The organism is Tateyamaria omphalii (genome assembly GCF_014651375.1).
Classification (GTDB): Bacteria; Pseudomonadota; Alphaproteobacteria; order Rhodobacterales; family Rhodobacteraceae; genus Tateyamaria; species Tateyamaria omphalii.
In genome coordinates this window covers 354,634-371,347 of the sequence record NZ_BMWT01000001.1, presented here as the reverse complement: position 1 = coordinate 371,347, position 16,714 = coordinate 354,634, and the positions used below count along the sequence as shown (strand labels likewise).

18 protein-coding genes are annotated in these 16,714 nt (G+C 57.5%); 8 read left to right on the top strand and 10 right to left on the bottom strand.

The window, feature by feature from the left end; translation table 11 throughout:
• Positions 1–22: 22 nt before the first annotated feature.
• Both IE087_RS01755 and regB read right to left on the bottom strand, forming a co-directional pair.
• A complete protein-coding gene (locus IE087_RS01755; RefSeq protein ID WP_189367203.1) occupies positions 23–1,552 on the bottom strand; it encodes a PAS-domain containing protein in 1,530 nt (509 codons plus the stop codon).
• Positions 1,553–1,623: 71 nt separating this feature from the next.
• Entirely contained in the window at positions 1,624–3,021 is a 1,398-nt protein-coding gene (gene regB, locus IE087_RS01750) for a sensor histidine kinase RegB (RefSeq protein ID WP_189367202.1), read from the bottom strand.
• A 74-nt stretch (positions 3,022–3,095) separates the two neighbouring features.
• Between regB and IE087_RS01745 the strand changes: the two genes are divergently transcribed.
• Entirely contained in the window at positions 3,096–3,716 is a 621-nt protein-coding gene (locus tag IE087_RS01745) for an SCO family protein (protein WP_189367201.1), read from the top strand.
• Between the two features lie 83 nt (positions 3,717–3,799).
• On the top strand, positions 3,800–4,354 hold the full coding sequence (locus IE087_RS01740) for an ActR/PrrA/RegA family redox response regulator transcription factor (protein WP_189367200.1): 555 nt from the start codon (positions 3,800–3,802) through the stop codon (positions 4,352–4,354).
• A gap of 208 nt (positions 4,355–4,562) precedes the next feature.
• Here IE087_RS01740 and IE087_RS01735 read toward each other — a convergent pair whose 3' ends face one another.
• Positions 4,563–5,048 (bottom strand): GNAT family N-acetyltransferase, encoded by a 486-nt coding sequence (locus tag IE087_RS01735; protein ID WP_189367199.1) that lies wholly within the window; start codon positions 5,046–5,048, stop codon positions 4,563–4,565.
• Positions 5,045–5,641: an HD domain-containing protein gene (locus IE087_RS01730; protein WP_189367198.1), complete on the bottom strand. Its 597-nt coding sequence runs from the start codon at positions 5,639–5,641 to the stop codon at positions 5,045–5,047. The genes IE087_RS01735 and IE087_RS01730 overlap by 4 nt, the downstream gene beginning before the upstream one ends.
• Before the next feature lie 234 nt (positions 5,642–5,875).
• Between IE087_RS01730 and ahcY the strand changes: the two genes are divergently transcribed.
• Positions 5,876–7,264, top strand: coding sequence for an adenosylhomocysteinase (gene ahcY / locus IE087_RS01725; RefSeq protein WP_189367197.1), 1,389 nt, complete (start codon positions 5,876–5,878; stop codon positions 7,262–7,264).
• A 67-nt stretch (positions 7,265–7,331) separates the two neighbouring features.
• Here the strand turns inward: ahcY and IE087_RS01720 are convergent, their stop codons facing one another.
• The 4 genes from IE087_RS01720 to IE087_RS01705 form a co-directional block, all read right to left on the bottom strand.
• Positions 7,332–8,309, bottom strand: a complete 978-nt coding sequence (locus IE087_RS01720) for a polysaccharide biosynthesis/export family protein (RefSeq protein WP_229801226.1) — start codon at positions 8,307–8,309, stop codon at positions 7,332–7,334.
• A 275-nt stretch (positions 8,310–8,584) separates the two neighbouring features.
• On the bottom strand, positions 8,585–10,054 hold the full coding sequence (locus IE087_RS01715) for a heme biosynthesis protein HemY (RefSeq protein ID WP_189367196.1): 1,470 nt from the start codon (positions 10,052–10,054) through the stop codon (positions 8,585–8,587).
• An 11-nt stretch (positions 10,055–10,065) separates the two neighbouring features.
• A complete protein-coding gene (locus IE087_RS01710; protein ID WP_189367195.1) occupies positions 10,066–11,337 on the bottom strand; it encodes a COG4223 family protein in 1,272 nt (423 codons plus the stop codon).
• A gap of 71 nt (positions 11,338–11,408) precedes the next feature.
• A complete protein-coding gene (locus IE087_RS01705; RefSeq protein ID WP_189367194.1) occupies positions 11,409–12,077 on the bottom strand; it encodes a uroporphyrinogen-III synthase in 669 nt (222 codons plus the stop codon).
• Between the two features lie 86 nt (positions 12,078–12,163).
• On the opposite strand from IE087_RS01705, the gene tsaD reads away from it, so the two are divergent.
• The 5 genes from tsaD (at position 12,164) to IE087_RS01680 (ending at position 15,359) form a co-directional block, all read left to right on the top strand.
• Positions 12,164–13,258 (top strand): tRNA (adenosine(37)-N6)-threonylcarbamoyltransferase complex transferase subunit TsaD, encoded by a 1,095-nt coding sequence (tsaD, locus tag IE087_RS01700; protein ID WP_189367193.1) that lies wholly within the window; start codon positions 12,164–12,166, stop codon positions 13,256–13,258.
• On the top strand, positions 13,255–14,202 hold the full coding sequence (locus IE087_RS01695) for an NAD(P)H-dependent glycerol-3-phosphate dehydrogenase (protein WP_189367192.1): 948 nt from the start codon (positions 13,255–13,257) through the stop codon (positions 14,200–14,202). The genes tsaD and IE087_RS01695 overlap by 4 nt, the downstream gene beginning before the upstream one ends.
• A 1-nt stretch (position 14,203) precedes the next feature.
• On the top strand, positions 14,204–14,479 hold the full coding sequence (locus IE087_RS01690; protein WP_189367191.1) for a YciI family protein: 276 nt from the start codon (positions 14,204–14,206) through the stop codon (positions 14,477–14,479).
• The gene (locus IE087_RS01685; RefSeq protein WP_189367190.1) at positions 14,476–14,895 is read left to right on the top strand and encodes an EVE domain-containing protein; all 420 of its coding nucleotides are present in this window, start codon (positions 14,476–14,478) and stop codon (positions 14,893–14,895) included. The genes IE087_RS01690 and IE087_RS01685 overlap by 4 nt, the downstream gene beginning before the upstream one ends.
• 65 nt (positions 14,896–14,960) lie before the next feature.
• Entirely contained in the window at positions 14,961–15,359 is a 399-nt protein-coding gene (locus tag IE087_RS01680; RefSeq protein WP_189367189.1) for a DUF1761 domain-containing protein, read from the top strand.
• A gap of 228 nt (positions 15,360–15,587) precedes the next feature.
• Here the strand turns inward: IE087_RS01680 and IE087_RS01675 are convergent, their stop codons facing one another.
• Complete coding sequence (locus IE087_RS01675) at positions 15,588–15,929, bottom strand: DUF2853 family protein (RefSeq protein ID WP_189367188.1); 342 nt, start codon at positions 15,927–15,929, stop codon at positions 15,588–15,590.
• A gap of 130 nt (positions 15,930–16,059) precedes the next feature.
• Complete coding sequence (locus IE087_RS01670; RefSeq protein WP_189367187.1) at positions 16,060–16,650, bottom strand: hypothetical protein; 591 nt, start codon at positions 16,648–16,650, stop codon at positions 16,060–16,062.
• Positions 16,651–16,714 lie beyond the last annotated feature (64 nt).

Below are 16,714 nucleotides of genomic sequence, written 5' to 3'. Positions count from 1 at the left end.
TGTGCGCCGCAAGCATGAATGGTCAGGAAGACACAGTATCCGTGGCGGCAGGCTGATTAACCAACTCTGAAAATCGGATCACGGTGGCGCCCGACACGATGGGAGAGATTTGCGCACGGATTGCGCCCGCGTCCTTATGCTGTACCTCAGCCTCCCAAGGCGCGCGCTCTCCCAACTTCATGACGAAGTCGCGCATGTCGCCCCAAGCCGGGTCAGGATTACATCGCTCCTGCCAAGCTTGCAGGCAATCCACGATTGTGACATCGGCAAAGCTGCTGTCTGGGTCCAGTTTCCACATATCCCGATAGGCAGCATTGCAGAAAGTCAGAACACCGGCTGACGAAAACACAACCAACGCATCCTCAAGTGTGTCCATCAGCGACTGACCCAGCTCAAGCTCTGCACGGAAGTTGCGGGTCAACGAGATTTCGGCGGTGATGTCCTCGATCAAAAAGGCGATGGCACCATCTGGATGAGGCCGTCCGGTCACCCGGTACGTATGGCCGGTGTCCAGTGTCCATGTTTCGTGATAACTGCCATGCGAAGCGGCATTGATCATCTCGGAAATTTCCTGCCGCCATGACCCATAATTTTTGGGCTCCGGCATCACACGGTTGTCCCTCAGCCTATCAAAAAACGACAGCATATCGGGGCGCCCACTCAGGAACTCTGCTGGCAGCGAGGTCAGGTCGACAAGGGCGGGGTTGAACAAAGCCAATTGGCAATTGCGATCAAAAATCGCCAATCCGATGGACAATTGTGCAAATGTCTTGGCCAGCGTCTGAACAAAGTTGCGTTGTGCTACCTCGGCCTGAATGACAGCGTTGATGTCCACCGCATGATACGCAGTCGCATTCCCAGCTTGCGTGGTTGTCACGCTGTACCACTCAGGTGTTCCATTCCCATCAATCTGAACCGGCACCCGGACCGAGGATTTGCCTGATAGATCGTCCGGATTGAACTGAAATATTGCGGATGTGCTATGAGCACCTGCATCACTACGCTTGGCCGCCCTTTCGAGCGCCTCATACGCCGCGTTTCGCCACATGATTGACCCGGTGTCGTCAGCCAGCCAGATCGGATATGGCGCGGCCGTTGCGGCCAGACGTAGTTTTTCCAGTTCAGCTTCCAGTGACTGGATTGTGTGCTTTGTGTTGGGATCATCGTCAGCTTGGTCCTCAATCTCAACACGAGTCATACCCGCCTCCCGATGAAGGCGCAAAACAGCACCGTCATCCTTGCGTGCTGCTTGTAGGGTCAGTGTTTCAACGGACTGGATATCGTCAGCATCAGGTAGGCCGGGAAACCTTGAACTCAGCCCAGCTTTCAGGGCCTGCCAATCTGTTGCCCCCTGCTCGCGCTTCAGCGCTGCTTCAGCATGCTGTGAAGCGTGTTCCAGATCGACGCCATCAAACAAGAAAGAAAGCCCCTCTGTCTCGGGGTCCATGGCATGAACGGTGCTATGTATGGGTGCGCGGCCAAGATAGAAAATGCCCGCGGTCACTGCACACACAGCCGAACCGAAAATCACGACCACTTCCAACAGTGCCATTGCACGACCCTTCCCTGACCCACGGAACTATTTGGCGCAGAGGGTTAACGCCGCCTTAACACAAGGTGGTTTCATACCCTGATTTGTTCATTTCGGCCCAAGGACACTGCATTTTCACCGCTCCGTGCATCCACTTTTTCTCTGGGCCAAACAACTTCAACGATGGCGCCAATATGGTTTTCCCGCTGTTCCCACGTGGCATAAGGATCGGCCCCATTGGCAAAGGTCAATTCCGCGCCTGACCGTTCCAGCAACGTTTTGGCGATGAACAGGCCAAGGCCCATCCCTTCGTATTCTGGCCGTTGGGCATGGTCTGTGGACGATCTCCGGCGGCGGACAAATGGATCGCCAATACGGCCCAGAAGCTGAGGGGGGAATCCGCGGCCATCATCCATGATGCGAATGGTGATCTGCTGGTTTGTCCAGTGCGCTTCAATCCACACGGTCGATCGGGCGAAGTCGACCGCGTTTTGCACCAGGTTGCGCAACCCATGTATGATTTCCGGTTTACGCAAGATCGCGGGCTGGTCGATTTCATCACCCGCAGCCGGATCGTGCGTGTATTGTACGAGCTTTCCACGATGTGTGTGCGGTTCCGCGGCTTCCTGCACAACCGTCATCAGCGGCGCTTGGCGTAGGTGCAAGTCATCTTTGCCTGCACGGCCCATGTCACGCAAAATATCGCGGCAACGATCGGCTTGCTCTCTGATCAGCGCGGCGTCTTCCTTCAACTCCGGGCGATCGTCCAATTCTTCGATCAATTCCGCGCTGGTCAATTTGATTGTCGCCAATGGCGTTCCTAACTCATGCGCGGCGGCAGCGACTACGCCGCCCAGGTCGGTGAGCTTTTGCTCGCGCGACAGGGCCAGCTGCGTGGCAGACAGAGCATCTGCCATTGAATGGATTTCCGACGTGACCCGACGGGAATAAAGCCCGATGAAGCATATCGCGATGACCAGGGCGATCCAGTTGCCAAATACGAACAAATCCGGAATCCGAAGAATGAACCCGTTCTGGGTGCGCAACGGGAAATGATAGTCGGACAAGATGGTTACGATGACGATGGCCGTGGCACCTACCAGTAACGTGGACCGCGTGGTCAAAACGGCAGCCGAGATAGTAACCGGACCCAGAAGCAAGAGAGCGAACGGGTTGTTCAGCCCACCGGTCAGGAACAACAAAAAGCCAAGCTGCAGAACGTCAAACAGAACCATCAGAAGGTTCTGAAACTCGTTCAGCCGCTTGTTTTCAGGAAAGATAAAGATCGCGATAAGGTTGCCGATCACAGACACACCGACAGCCAGGTAACACAAGCCTAGTTCAAGTTGCAGGCCATAGAGACGCTGCGCAACTGTCAGTGCCACAAGCTGTCCAACAATGGCGACCCAGCGCAAAAGGATCATTGTCCGCAAACGAATCCAGTTCGATCGTTGCTGTCCCGTCAGCAGGCCAATGTCAGGTTGCGCCATTGTGTCACTTCTTCGTTTCTTGAACTCGCGTCCGGGATTGATAGCTAAGAACCAACTCAACCCGGAGGCTGAATATGACACGTATCATTGCACCCGTTGCCGCCATTGTCGCTGCCCTTTTTATGGGAGGCATTTGGTGGATCAGCCAGAGTGGGAGCGAGGATAGCGCATTTGCTCAATGCAATGCGACGCAGGTTGCTGGTGACGAAAATGGAATCGGCGGTCCGTTTGAACTGGTCAATGCCGAGGGACAAACAGTCACGGATCAGGATGTGATCACGGAACCAAGCCTGATTTACTTTGGATATACCTTCTGCCCGGATGTTTGCCCGCTGGACACGGCGCGAAACGCTGAGGCAGTAGATGTATTGGCCGAGCGCGGCATTTCGGTGACGCCAGTCTTTATCACCGTTGACCCCGAGCGGGACACACCGGAGATTGTCGGCGACTTCGCCTATAACTTGCACGAGAAGATGATCGGCCTGACGGGATCGCTGGAACAAACGGATGCGGCCAGCAAAACATACCGCACATACTACAAAGCACATGATAAGTCGGATGAATTTTATCTCGTTGATCATTCAACGTTCACTTATCTTGTGTTGCCCGAGCATGGTTTTGTGGAGTTTTTTCGCCGCGACGTGAGTGCGGATACAATGGCCGACCGTGTTGCTTGTTTTGTTGAAAACGCCTGATATCCGGGAATAATTTGACCCCATGAACCGCACGGGCCATATTCCACTGCAGCCAGAATATTAAGCGGGAACTGGAGAATTTGATGCCGGATGCAGCACTGCCGGAGCTGGGCGAGGATAAATCGCTCTTGCTGGTTGATGACGACGAACCGTTTTTGCGACGTCTGGCCAAGGCTATGGAAAAGCGTGGTTTCGAGATCGAAACAGCGGAGAGTGTGACGGCGGGCAAAGCGATCGCGACTGCGCGCCCACCAGCCTATGCCGTCGTTGATCTTCGACTTGAAGATGGCAATGGGCTCGACGTGGTTGAGGTGCTGCGTGACAAACGACCCGATGCGCGTGTTGTGGTTCTGACCGGTTACGGTGCAATTGCCACAGCGGTTGCGGCGGTCAAGATCGGCGCGACTGACTATTTGTCAAAGCCAGCCGATGCGACGGATATCACTAACGCGCTGCTTGCGAAGGGCGATGATCTGCCACCCCCACCAGAGAACCCGATGAGCGCAGACCGGGTGCGGTGGGAGCATATCCAACGTGTCTATGAACTGTGTGATCGCAATGTGTCAGAGACGGCGCGACGGTTGAACATGCACCGGCGGACGTTGCAGCGAATCCTGGCGAAACGCTCGCCGCGTTGAGGTGTTTGACTGGGGGTTTTCCACCCCCAGACCCCCGAGGATTTTTTGGAACAGAGAAGGGTTGACCGGTGCGTTTTTGCGCCGGGCAACCTCTTGTGATTTTTTGAAATCTGAAACCAGATTCCAGCTTATCACCCCCCGTGCACCATGCGTGCACCCCCTGTACACCCCCGCCGTACAAGGGGGGGGTAACGAAGCGTTAACGGATTCAGAGGTCGTAGCGCTTGAGAATCTTGTCGACGATCTGGCCGTTTGCCATCTCGTACCCGTCGATCCGACCATAATCCTGAAACCCGCGGGACTGGTAGTAGATCAGCCCGCCTTCGTTATCGGCGCGGATATTGGCGTTGATCCACACATAGCCGATGTCTTTGGCCGCCTTGCGCGTTGCGTCGAACAATTTTGACCCAATGCCAAGGCCGGTCTGACCCATCTGTACGAAGGTGGCGATTTCGGCGGCTTCGGGCGGCAGGTAGTTGGCACTTTCGATCCATTGGAAACCCACGACCTGTTCGGACGCGTTTACGGCGACATGCCATGCCGCGCGCCCATCATTCGCTGCCATCCAATCGGCCAGATCATCGCCTGAAACCTTGGTTGTCAGAGCTGTCGTTCCGCCCTCTTCGATGATGGCGTTCAGGAGGGCTGCCATGGATGGCGCATCAAGGGCGATGGCGGGACGGACGTTGATCATGTGCAGCTCTCAAGCAGTTCTGTGTGACGGGCAGTGAACGCGTTGCGGGTGTCTACGGGGGGGCGCAGTACGATTTGCAGCCCGTCGATCAAGGTCTGATCCGGCTTTCCAAAGAACTTGCTGGCCTCTCCTTCGGTAAACCCGGCGATCTGGGTGGCCTCCATCCAGGCGCTGATCCTGTCGGCCTTCTTGATCTGCCGCTTGATCGTTTGTGGCACTTTTGCCGGCAGGCCGAACCGAATATGCACCGCCGCTTCCAACCGTTCATCCAGCACTTTGTACCCCGGACCAACCGCCGCTTTCACGGGCGAGATCATGTCGCCTATCACGTATTCAGGCGCGTCATGCAAAAGTGCGGCCAACCGCCACTTGGAAGGCGCATTGGGGGCGATGCGTCCAAAAAGCGTTTCAACCAGTAGAGAATGTTCTGCCACGGAATAGGCATAGTCCCCTGCGGTTTGCCCATTCCAGCGCGCAACAAAAGCGAGACCATGGGCGATGTCCTCAATCTCGATATCCATGGGGGTTGGGTCCAGCAGGTCCAGCCTGCGGCCCGACAGCATGCGCTGCCACGCACGGGGTTGTTTGGGCATTTCAGTCTCCGGTGTTGCCTTGTCCTAGCGCAGTGATGGGTCGCTTGAAAGCATCCGTGTGAATGCTGCAGTTTCCTTGAAGGCAGGCAGGCAACGCCTGGTTGCGGAGTAGGCGACTTTTCTCTTATCTGGGGAATCTTTCATTCTCCCACGCTGCGCGCGCTCTGACCGTGATTGCCCATCTTGGGGCGCAATGCTATCTGCGGTTCAACCCGATTTGAAAGGACAAAACGGATGGCAAAGGATTACGTCGTTAAGGATATTGCGCTGGCTGAGTATGGCCGCAAGGAACTGGATATTGCCGAAACAGAAATGCCCGGGCTGATGGCCTGTCGTGCGGAGTATGGCGAGAGCAAACCGCTAAGCGGTGCCCGCATCGTCGGTTCGCTGCACATGACAATCCAGACCGCTGTATTGATCGAAACCCTGGTGGAGTTGGGGGCCAATGTGCGCTGGGCATCGTGCAACATATTTTCTACGCAGGACCACGCAGCGGCGGCGATCGCCGCAGGCGGCACGCCTGTCTTTGCGATCAAGGGGCAATCGTTGGAAGAGCACTGGGACTACCTGGACAAGTCGTTCCAGTTCCCTGATGGCCCAAACATGATCCTGGACGATGGCGGTGACGCGACCCTGTATGTTCTGCTGGGTGCACGTGCTGAGGCGGGCGAAGACATCATTCCGGTCCCAACCTCGGAAGAGGAAGAGGTGATCAAGAAGCAGATCGCCAAGCGAATGCAGCAAAGCCCCGGCTGGTTCACCAAGATGCGCGACCAGATCAAGGGTGTCTCGGAAGAGACCACAACCGGTGTGAACCGTTTGTACCAGCTGGTGCGTGACGGGCAGCTGCCCTTCCCCGCTATCAACGTGAATGACAGCGTCACCAAGTCGAAATTCGACAACAAGTATGGCTGTAAGGAATCACTGGTGGACGGCATTCGCCGCGCCACGGACACTATGATGGCAGGTAAGACCGCTGTTGTGATGGGCTATGGTGACGTGGGCAAAGGATCAGCTGCGTCGCTTGCAGGTGCCGGTGCTCGCGTGGTCGTGACCGAAGTGGACCCGATCTGCGCGCTGCAGGCGGCCATGGACGGTTTCCAGGTCACTACACTGGAAGACGTGGTAGGGATGGCAGACATTTTTGTCACCACAACCGGCAACAAGGATGTGATCCGCATCGAGCACATGCGCGAGATGAAGGACATGGCCATCGTCGGCAACATCGGCCACTTCGACAACGAAATTCAGGTGGCCAGCCTGAAGAACCACAAGTGGACCAATATCAAGGAACAGGTGGACATGATCGAGATGCCGAACGGCAATCGCATCATTCTGCTGTCCGAAGGTCGCTTGCTGAACCTTGGCAACGCCACGGGCCACCCGTCCTTTGTGATGTCGGCATCCTTCACCAACCAGGTGCTGGCGCAGATCGAGCTGTGGACCAAGGGCGACGAGTACAAGAACGAGGTCTACATCCTGCCGAAGCATCTGGATGAGAAAGTGGCGCGCCTTCATCTTGACCGTATTGGTGTGAAGCTGACGCAAATGGACCCCGAACAGGCCGCCTATATCGGTGTTGAGCCCGAGGGTCCGTTCAAGCCCGAGCACTATCGCTACTAACAAAAAAAGGGCGGGGATTTCCCCGCCCTGTCGCTTGCAAAAGGGTCGCGCGATGCGCGGCCCTTTTTTAGTTGTTGTCGAGTGCGTTGCCGACACCGACGATTGATCCAACCAAGCCAAACACGGTGCGGATTGACGTGACCGAGCTTTCGGTTGCCATCACGAGGTCGCCGGGGTTCACGTCAAATTTGCGTGCGGCAAAGAGTGAGTCCGCTGAAGTGAGGTCTACCGCGAACACCACTTGTGTCTTTTCGGGTCCAGAACCATCAGCCCGTAAATCCTTGCGGGTATAGTCGCGCAGGATCAGCACACCTTTGGGGTTTGCCCGTCCATCATCGATGCCGTCCACAAGCGCCAGCGCTTCGATGGCGTTGATGCGTTCCTTGGTGAATGGCACGATGGTCTCAGAACCGGTTGCGCCCAGGGCCACGAAATACCGTTCATCCTCTTCCACGATAATCTGATCACCGCCGCGCAAGATGACATTTGCCGAAGGTTTTTCGAACAAGTCGCCGGCCCGGATTTCATAAGAGTTGCCGCCGCGGATGACGCGCACCAGCGGGTTCTGCAGAGATGGCGCGATGCCACCGGCGGTCGAAATCAGGCTAAGGATTGAATAATTGCGATTGGGCAAAGGGTAGTTGCCCGGTGCATTGAAGCCTCGGACAGCGTCAACCGAGTTGTCCGGACCGGACACGACGGCCAACTGCACCTGCGGGTCAGGGATCACAACGCGCAGCTTGTCCTCAATCTGCCGACGGGCCGCGTCGGGGGTTGATCCGGCGACGTTCACTTGATCGATATAAGGCACAAAAATCATGCCATTTGGTGAGACTGTAATGCCAGGCAGTGCGACATTCTGTTGAAGATCGCCGGTCAGTAGTGAGTTTTCTTGGTTGTCCCAGATGACCAGGTCAATCTGGTCGCCAGGTCGGATGACGTTGGATTTGGGCCCGGGATTCCGGGTGAACCAATGGTAGTGCCCCGCCCAACCTGTAGCGGGCCAAGTGGCAAGCTGTGCCACGTTTTCCTGTGTGATGGGCACGACGGAAAAGGCCGCATCCTCATTATTCTGGTTGCGAATAATTTCGCTTTCGACGGCAGCACCGCGGGGCAGTGAACAAGCGGAAACCGCCGCAATAAAAAACAAAGACGCTAAGAAGCGAATTGGATGTCGCACAATATGTCCCCCTGGGCCGACAACGGCAGCGTATTCAGAGCACGTTTAGCCGGAAACATCGGCGGAACACAAAGAAATCTCTGCCACGGGCGGTCAATTGCCGAAAACGTTGCCCGATGACAATAGGAACTCACACCAGATCATGTGTTTTGAGTGGCTGGATTGCCTAAATCCTCTGCCTCAATCACATTTTCATTGTCTACAACTGTAATTTCACCGTCTTTTTTTTCAGCAGAAGAGCCTACCAGAAGCGGCAGCATTTCAGTCCCGCCGGGCAAGCTGAGTTCAGCGTTCGGAGGGCGCTTCCACGCAAGCGTATCGAAGGCACCGCAATTGCCACATGTGGGAGCCCACTCGTTGTGAATGTTATGGCAATTGTCGCACACCCATTGCGGTCCACGGGGTGCCGTCAATGCACGGGCAAGCCAGCCTTGCACCACCGCATCGCTTGCGCCTTCGCCTCGTTCGATTGCGGCCATGAGCGTCAAGGATCGTGTGGTTGGATCGCTTTCGGACAGATCACCTAAGGCACGCCGAGCGGCCGGGAAATCCTCGGCCGCGATGTTCAGTTCACTCAGCAACATGCGTGCTTCCGGGTGGTCCGCATTGGATTTGGTCAGACCTGCAAAACGCTTGAGACGCGCGGTTGCGTCCTCTTCTGGCTCGATGTCCGCAAAGGCGGCCGCAAGTTCTGGATGTGGCTGGGCATTCCAAGCCTTCTTGAGGATACGTGTGGCGTATCGCTTTTGACCCTTTTCAATGTACCCATGCGCGGCCATGACTGCGGCAGGGATCAGGTCAGGCGACAGGCGGTTTGCTTCGATGGCGGCTTCGCGCGCCTCTATTGTTTCGTCCTGACCCAGAACTTTCTTGGCTTCGCTCAGGGCGAGCACGGCATCGCGCCGTTTATGTACATCGCGCGGCAATGACCCATGTTTCAACTTGGCGCTCAGTGTTTCGCGCGCGCCTGTCCAATCCTCTTTCTCTGCTTGAAGCTTGAGAAGGATGTCTTGCGTCTCTTCATGTTTCGGTTTGATCGCAAAGGCCTTTTCCGCCAACTTGAGGGCGGTATCGGTGTCTCCGTCGGCCAGTTTCTGCTTCATGATCCCGCGTACACCGACAAAGCGGGTCGCATCGTTTTCCACCAGCTTGCGATAGGTTTCTTCAGCCTTTTTCCGATCCCCTGCCATTTCAGCGGCTTGTGCCGTCAGCAGGCTGGTGAGTTCAGGACGATCAAGATAGCGGTCTGCCTTTTCCGCTTTGGCAAGCGCTGTGCGCGCTTCGCCCGAGGCCAAGGCCATCATGCCCTCGGCCAGAGCATCATAACCCTTCGCATATTTGCGCCGTTCGAAGTAACGGGACAAGGCCGTGTCGTCGCCATTCAAGAAGTGCCATGTAGCGATAAGCAAGCCGAGCAGCTTTAACCCGATCCAGACAGCGATGACCAATGCGACCAATGCGATCACAGATTGCAGCGGTCCCAGCGTATATTCTTTGCCCGCGACCACGATTTGGATGCCGCCTTCGGTTTCCAGAAGCCAACCAGCGCCAAGCGCGAGGGCAGCGACCGCAACAACAAAAATAATGATTTTTACCAATGACCAGATCATGAAAGGCCCCTTCAGAGTGCCGACAGGCGTTGCGCCAATGCGTTTGCGGCGGTGACCGCCTCGTGACGCTGTTGCGCCTGTTCCAACCAGGGCGCGAGCGCCTCTTGTGCCGCTTCGGGCAATGTTTCGGCTTCGGCCAATGCGTCGTTCAAGCGGCCATCCCGCACGGCTGCCTCGACGCGCGACAGGACAGCATCGGGGTCTGATCCTTCGGTTGGCAGAATCGACCTAGTGCCCAGCTGACGCTCAAAGAAGGCGCCCAGCCCGCCGCCCTCTTCCGCGTTGCGGGCTGCGGCCAGCGCGTTGCGGGCCGCGTCGGGCGCAGATGCCTGCAGCTCTGACAACGGCTGCACCCCGTCGGTGGCCGCCGAACGCAGCGCGTCGGGAATGTCGGACACCCCAGCCTGTTCAAGATCGCCAAGCGCGGCCGCAAATGGCCCGCCATTGTCAACGGCAGCGAGGACCCGATTGATCGCGGCACGCGCCAATGTCGCGCTGGCAGATGCTTCGGCGTTTTCACGGGCAAGCCTCGCATCAGCCAGAAGCCTGTCGATTTCCGCCTGTTGCGCAGATGCCGTGGCGCGCAGGTCCGACAGGGCTGCGTCGATCGCTTCATCCGGCACAACGGTTGCCGTGCCTGTTTGTGACCCAATGCCATCAATGCGGTCGGACAAGGCAGCAAGTTGTTGTTCCAGCGGTCCCAGGTCCGTCGGCGCGTCAGCTTGGGACAGGGTTTCGACTTGGGCTGTCAGTGTTGCAATCTGTTCCGTGGATTGGTCGAGACGCGCGGTCAAATCTGCGACGGTTCCATTCAACTGCTCAACCAGCTCAGGGTCTGCGCCTGCCTGTGTGACAAGGCCAGGGAAGATCGGTTCAAGGATGTCGGACCGTGCCGCGATAAACCCCGCCAATGCAGCAATGATCCCCGCAAAGATCATGGGAACGACGCTGCGTTGTTCAGGCGCGGGTTGCGTCGGTGCGGGCGGTGCAGCACTTTCTGGCTCTGGCTCTGGCTCTGGCTCTGGCTCTGGCTCTGGCTCTGGCTCTGGCTCTGGCTCTGGCTCTGGCTCTGGCTCTGGCTCTGGCTCTACGGCCTGAGCGTCCAACTCATCTTCGTCGACCCGCGCTTCTTCAGGAAGCGCCAGCGCGTCATCGGTTTCGGATACCGTATTTTGAACCGGTTCCGCGGTGTCCAGTTCCGTGGCGTCTGGGTCTGGCACAACGGGGGGTTCGGCCTTGGGGTCGTCTTTTTGGCCCTTCTCCGGAAATTTGCGTTTGGCCAAGGAATTCCCCTTCCGATTCTTCTGTGCGGTTTCTGCACCGCGCTAAACTCTAACCTGCGCCCCCGCGCCCCTCAACCCGCACCAATGGCTTGCTCTATCGCTTCGTACATCGCCGTGGCGTCAGGTCGCACCGCAACGCTGCTTGAGTGCACAGGTTTGGCTGCCTCGGCAACAGAATCGCTTAGTGCGACCACATGGATGGATGTGGTGCGCGATACCTCGCTGGCAAATTGCCCGGCGGTTCTGGGTGAGAAAAGGGGAACAATGGTCAACTCTTCCCGCGAAATTGCGTTGCGGGCTGCGTCTGACAACCGGAGCAGAAGCTGCTCGTACACAACACAGTCACGCACCCGTTTTCCCGCAGCCTGTAGGCGGGCGACTACATTCCCGCGCGTATGTTGCCCGCGAATGTGCACCAGTTTGTGATCAACCGGGTGCTCGGTCAGCGTGGCGACCACTTCATCTGCTGTGTGGCCTGCCATTTGTGCCAACCACCCGTGCTGCTTTGCCCGTTCTGTTGTTGCAGTGCCGATGCAATAGGCTCTGCGCCCTGCACCTTTGGGCGCGTTGAGCACTCCATAGGATGAGGTAAAAATTGCCGTTTCATCATCGGTGATTGGGTCTGAATGCGACACGGGCACTATGGACAACAATGGGCTGTAGATTGGATTGACCCGCGCTCTCAGAGCATCTGGCATGTCTGCCACGAACCGTTCTGCTGCTGCGCGCGGTCTGGTCATTAGCAGAGTGACCGGTGGGTGAGATGCATTGTTTGCCACGGCTTATGCTGTTACCCCGCACGCGCCTTTGGTGCAACGGATGGGTCATGACACAGGTCGCCACAGTTCTGGGAATTGAAAGCAGTTGCGATGATACCGCGGCGGCTGTTGTCCGAGGTATGCCGGGCAACATGGACGTGCTGTCATCTGTGGTCTTCGGGCAATCTGACCTGCACGCAGATTTCGGTGGTGTCGTGCCCGAGATTGCCGCCCGTGCCCATGCCGAGCGTCTGGATGTGAGTGTGTCGCAGGCTTTGGAGCAGGCTGGTATCGGGCTGAGCGATATTGATGCAATCGCCGCCACCTGCGGTCCGGGTCTGATCGGCGGCGTTGTTGCCGGTGTTATGACCGCCAAAGGGTTGTCGGCAGCAACGGGCAAACCGCTCTATGGCATCAATCACCTTGCCGGACACGCGCTGACGCCGCGGTTGTCGTCGGGTGTTTCCTTTCCCTACCTGATGCTGCTGGTGTCCGGCGGGCACTGCCAGTTCCTGATTGCACGTGGGTCGGACGATTTCACCCGGCTGGGTGGCACGATTGATGACGCCCCGGGTGAGGCCTTTGACAAAGTCGCGCGGCTGCTCGGCCTTGGCCAACCGGGCGGGCCCGCGATTGAAAAGATCGCTCGGGACGGAGATGCCAAGCGCTTTGCCTTTCCCCGGCCGCTGTCCAACAAACCGGGCTGTGACCTAAGCTTTTCGGGGCTGAAAACAGCGGTGCTGCGGGCGCGGGATGAAATAGTGGTCGAGCGTGGCGGTCTGACGGTGCAGGATCAGGCCGATCTGGCTGCGTCCTTCCAAGCGGCGGTAACAGATAGCCTGGCGGGCAAGGCCACACGCGCACTGGAGGCATATCTTGATCTTGCGCCAACCACACCGACCTTCTGTGTTGCGGGCGGTGTCGCAGCAAATATGACCATTCGAGTAGCATTAGAGACTGTTTGTGCCAAGGCTGATGTGGCTTTTGATGCACCGCCACTGGCGCTCTGCACCGACAATGCTGCGATGATCGCCGCTGCGGGGATTGAGCAGATGCCGTTGCGCGCACCGGATGGAATGGGCCTGTCGGCGCGCCCGCGTATGCCGCTTGATACCAAGAGTGCCGCGATGCTGGGATCGGGCAAAAAAGGGGCCAAGGCATGAGCGTGGCCGTTATCGGCGCAGGTGCCTTTGGTACGGCCTTGGCGGTGGCCCTTGCCCCGCATCAGCCTGTTACCCTATGGGCGAGAGACGCCGATCATGCGAACGACATGCAGGCAAAGCGCCGGAATGACCGCCGGTTGCCCGGCGTTGATTTGCGGGACAGTATCGCTGTTTCAGCCAATTTAGAGACCGCTTTTGCCTGCGACACGCTGTTGTTTTCCGTGCCAATGCAAAGCCTGCGCCACCTGATTGATCATCGGGATTTGTCGCATCACGACGCGGTGGCCTGCTGCAAGGGGATTGAGGTGGCGACTGGCCTTGGGCCGTCTGCCATCCTCTCCGGTGCACGGAATGCAGCGGTCCTGAGCGGTCCCAGCTTTGCCGTCGATATTGCGCGCGGCTTGCCCACTGCGCTGACGCTGGCCTGCGCAAACGCCGATGCCGCCCGCGCGTTGCAGGATGTGTTGTCGACACCGCTGTTGCGTCTGTATCGCACCACGGATGTGGCTGGTGTCGAACTGGGCGGTGCGCTCAAGAACGTTATCGCCATCGGTTGCGGTGCTGTGATGGGCGCTGGGTTGGGCGACAGCGCGCGCGCCGCGCTTTTGACCCGTGGCTTTGCCGAGATGCAGCGTGTTGCGATGGCTTTGGGTGCGCAGCCCGAAACCTTGATGGGTCTCAGCGGTTTGGGCGATCTGACGCTAACGTGTACGTCGGACAAGTCGCGCAATTACCGTCTTGGGCTTGCCCTTGGCGCGGGAACGGAATTTGATGCCGCCACAACGGTCGAGGGGGCCGCGACCGCCCGCGCATTGCGGCAAGTGGCGGCGAAGCACGCCCTCGACTTGCCGATTTGTGACACGGTGGCGGACTTAGTGGATGGCAAGGTGGATGTGCCAAGCGCTATGACCCGCCTGATGGCCCGCCCTTTGAAGGAGGAATGACATGCTTTTTGCCCTGATGGCCCATGATAAAGAGGGCGCGCTGGACGTGCGGATGGAGAACCGCCCGGCCCATCTCGACTACCTCGACAGCACCGGTGTGGTGAAACAGGCGGGGCCGTTCCTGGATGCAGACGGCAATCCGTGCGGGTCACTGATCGTGTTGGATGTGGCAGATTTAGGCGCAGCGCTAGCATGGGCCGACAATGATCCTTATGCCAAAGCGGGCCTGTTTCAGGACGTCCAGATCAAGGCGTGGAAGCAGGTGATCGGGGCATGAGGTACTGGCTGTTCAAATCCGAACCCTCGACTTGGAGCTGGGACCAGCAGGTTGCCAAGGGTGATGAAGGCGAAGAATGGGATGGTGTGCGCAACTATCAGGCCCGTAACTTCATGCGCGAGATGAAGGTGGGGGATCGCGGTTTCTTCTACCACTCGCAAACAGAAAAGGCCGTAGTTGGCATTGTCGAAGTGATCGCAGAGGCGCACCCGGACAGCACCATTGATGACCCGCGCTGGGAATGCGTGGACATCAAGGCCATTGGCCCCGTGCAAACGCCCGTGACCCTCGAAATGGTCAAGGCCGATCCGCGTCTGGCCGAGATGGCGCTGGTGCGCAGTTCACGCCTTTCGGTTCAGCCGGTGACCGATGCTGAATGGGCCGTGGTTTGCGAGATGGCCGGTGTGAGCACCTAAACGCTTTGGAATTTTCCCATCCTCTGGCAGGCTGGCGGCACAAATAGCCGAAAGTGGAGGGACACATGGGATTTTTGGCAGTTTTGGTGGCGGGCGTCGCTGGATTCATGTTTGGCGCGATCTGGTACACTGTGTTGGCCAAGCCGTGGATGGCGGCGTCTGGTGTGGCGCTGAACGAAGCAGGTGACGCGCCAGCCAATCAGAAGGACCCCTTGCCGTATATCACCAGTATCGTTGGTGCGATTCTGGTGGCCGGCATGATGCGCCACGCATTTGTGCTGAGCGGGATCGACAGCTTTGGTGAGGGGCTCGTCTCGGGCTTCGGCATCGGGCTGTTTCTGGTGACGCCTTGGATCGCCACATTCTATGCCTTTGGCGCGCGGCCATTTCGCCTGACCCTGATCGACGGCGGATATGCCACCTTTGGCTGCACCGTGATCGGGGCCGTTCTGACGCTGTTCTAAGAAAAAAGGGTTCTGACCCGGTTTGGTCAGAACCCTTCCTCACCCCGGCGGACACTCCCAAGAGCCACCACAAGTAAACTGAATATCGGGTCTGACCTTCTGGTCGGATGTCTCAACAATTAGCAGACCGGACCCACAATCTCAAATCCATAGTAGGTGAGATTCGATCCAAAAAAGAAACACCCGCTTAACGCGGGTGTCCTTTTGATAAACGCTGTGGGTGCAGCGTTAACCGTAAACGGACTCTTTGCCGAAGTGCTTGGTCAGCATGTAGTAGACCACTGCGCGGTATTTGTTCCGCTCGGATTTACCGTATGTTTCAATGACGGAAGAAATCGCTTCATCCAGCTTGGGACCATCTGCAAGGCCCAGCTTCTTGATCAGGAAGTTGTTTTTGACCGTTTCAAGCTCAGCCGGTTGGCTGGCTGCAACGGTGGACGCATCGGCGTCATAGATCGACGGGCCGCACCCAATCGTGACTTTCGTCAGCAGATCCATGTCCGGCGTCATGCCACATTTGTTCTTCAGATCGTCTGCATATTGCGCGATCAGATCGTCACGTTTGCCCATATCTTGTCTCCCACCAGTTGGACTTGGCCACCATTTATGACCTTGGACGGGAGGTTAGTGCAGCAAGGGTGCCAAAACAAAGGAAAAAGTTCATATGTTTTTCCCCGTCAAAAGATTGCCGACATATGAATCAGTAGCGGTTGATCTTGATCTCAGGTTTGCTATTCGAAGCAGCTTCGGAATTGCTGGACCCGTCCGCTTTGTCAGCACCCCCGATGTCATCGAACGTGAAAGTGATCCCACGTATGAAGAATGACCGCGGTTCTGTCATTGCTGTGGTGCGTTCCACCCATTCCGGGGAAAAGGCTGTGGCCCAAACAGCCGGATAGGCATGGACCAGGTTGTGCATGCACGTCAAAGCGATCCAGATACCGGCGGTTTTTGCTGCCAGATGCTCTTTGGCTGTCAGGTGCAAAGCTGATCGCAGGACAAAGGCAATGGCGAGGGCCAGACCCCCGTCCATGATCATCGTCAGGTCAGCGTCAGCGTTCGGGTCTGGTGCACCGTTTATGTGGAAGAACACGTAGCGGGATAACACCACGGTAAGGATGCCAACAAACAGCGCGCCGACAATGGATCCCGGATAGACAAGGTTGCGGACCCAATCCGGCGTCGAACCGCGTGCAGCCTTGGCGGTAGCGCTTTGTCGCGCCTGATGCTCTGCGTGGGTTTCGTTCAGCCGAGCAAGCCGTGCTGCAAATACGTCATGTCCCTGTGCCATGAAAAGCCTCTAGATAAATCAATGGTTTCTATCCTGACGCGAATTAGCGGCAGAAATGGGGCAG

Excerpts from the sequence above, each read along its gene's own strand:
- IE087_RS01670 (WP_189367187.1), bottom strand. The coding sequence starts at position 16,650 with ATGGCACAGGGACATGACGTATTTGCAGCACGGCTTGCTCGGCTGAAC.
- IE087_RS01680 (WP_189367189.1), top strand. The coding sequence starts at position 14,961 with ATGGGATTTTTGGCAGTTTTGGTGGCGGGCGTCGCTGGATTCATGTTT.
- IE087_RS01735 (WP_189367199.1), bottom strand. The coding sequence starts at position 5,048 with ATGATCAACGTCCGTCCCGCCATCGCCCTTGATGCGCCATCCATGGCA.
- IE087_RS01695 (WP_189367192.1), top strand. The coding sequence starts at position 13,255 with ATGAGCGTGGCCGTTATCGGCGCAGGTGCCTTTGGTACGGCCTTGGCG.
- regB (WP_189367202.1), bottom strand. The coding sequence starts at position 3,021 with ATGGCGCAACCTGACATTGGCCTGCTGACGGGACAGCAACGATCGAAC.
- IE087_RS01705 (WP_189367194.1), bottom strand. The coding sequence starts at position 12,077 with ATGACCAGACCGCGCGCAGCAGCAGAACGGTTCGTGGCAGACATGCCA.
- IE087_RS01740 (WP_189367200.1), top strand. The coding sequence starts at position 3,800 with ATGCCGGATGCAGCACTGCCGGAGCTGGGCGAGGATAAATCGCTCTTG.
- IE087_RS01675 (WP_189367188.1), bottom strand. The coding sequence starts at position 15,929 with ATGGGCAAACGTGACGATCTGATCGCGCAATATGCAGACGATCTGAAG.
- IE087_RS01745 (WP_189367201.1), top strand. The coding sequence starts at position 3,096 with ATGACACGTATCATTGCACCCGTTGCCGCCATTGTCGCTGCCCTTTTT.
- ahcY (WP_189367197.1), top strand. The coding sequence starts at position 5,876 with ATGGCAAAGGATTACGTCGTTAAGGATATTGCGCTGGCTGAGTATGGC.
- IE087_RS01730 (WP_189367198.1), bottom strand. The coding sequence starts at position 5,641 with ATGCCCAAACAACCCCGTGCGTGGCAGCGCATGCTGTCGGGCCGCAGG.
- IE087_RS01755 (WP_189367203.1), bottom strand. The coding sequence starts at position 1,552 with ATGGCACTGTTGGAAGTGGTCGTGATTTTCGGTTCGGCTGTGTGTGCA.
- IE087_RS01690 (WP_189367191.1), top strand. The coding sequence starts at position 14,204 with ATGCTTTTTGCCCTGATGGCCCATGATAAAGAGGGCGCGCTGGACGTG.
- tsaD (WP_189367193.1), top strand. The coding sequence starts at position 12,164 with ATGACACAGGTCGCCACAGTTCTGGGAATTGAAAGCAGTTGCGATGAT.
- IE087_RS01685 (WP_189367190.1), top strand. The coding sequence starts at position 14,476 with ATGAGGTACTGGCTGTTCAAATCCGAACCCTCGACTTGGAGCTGGGAC.
- IE087_RS01715 (WP_189367196.1), bottom strand. The coding sequence starts at position 10,054 with ATGATCTGGTCATTGGTAAAAATCATTATTTTTGTTGTTGCGGTCGCT.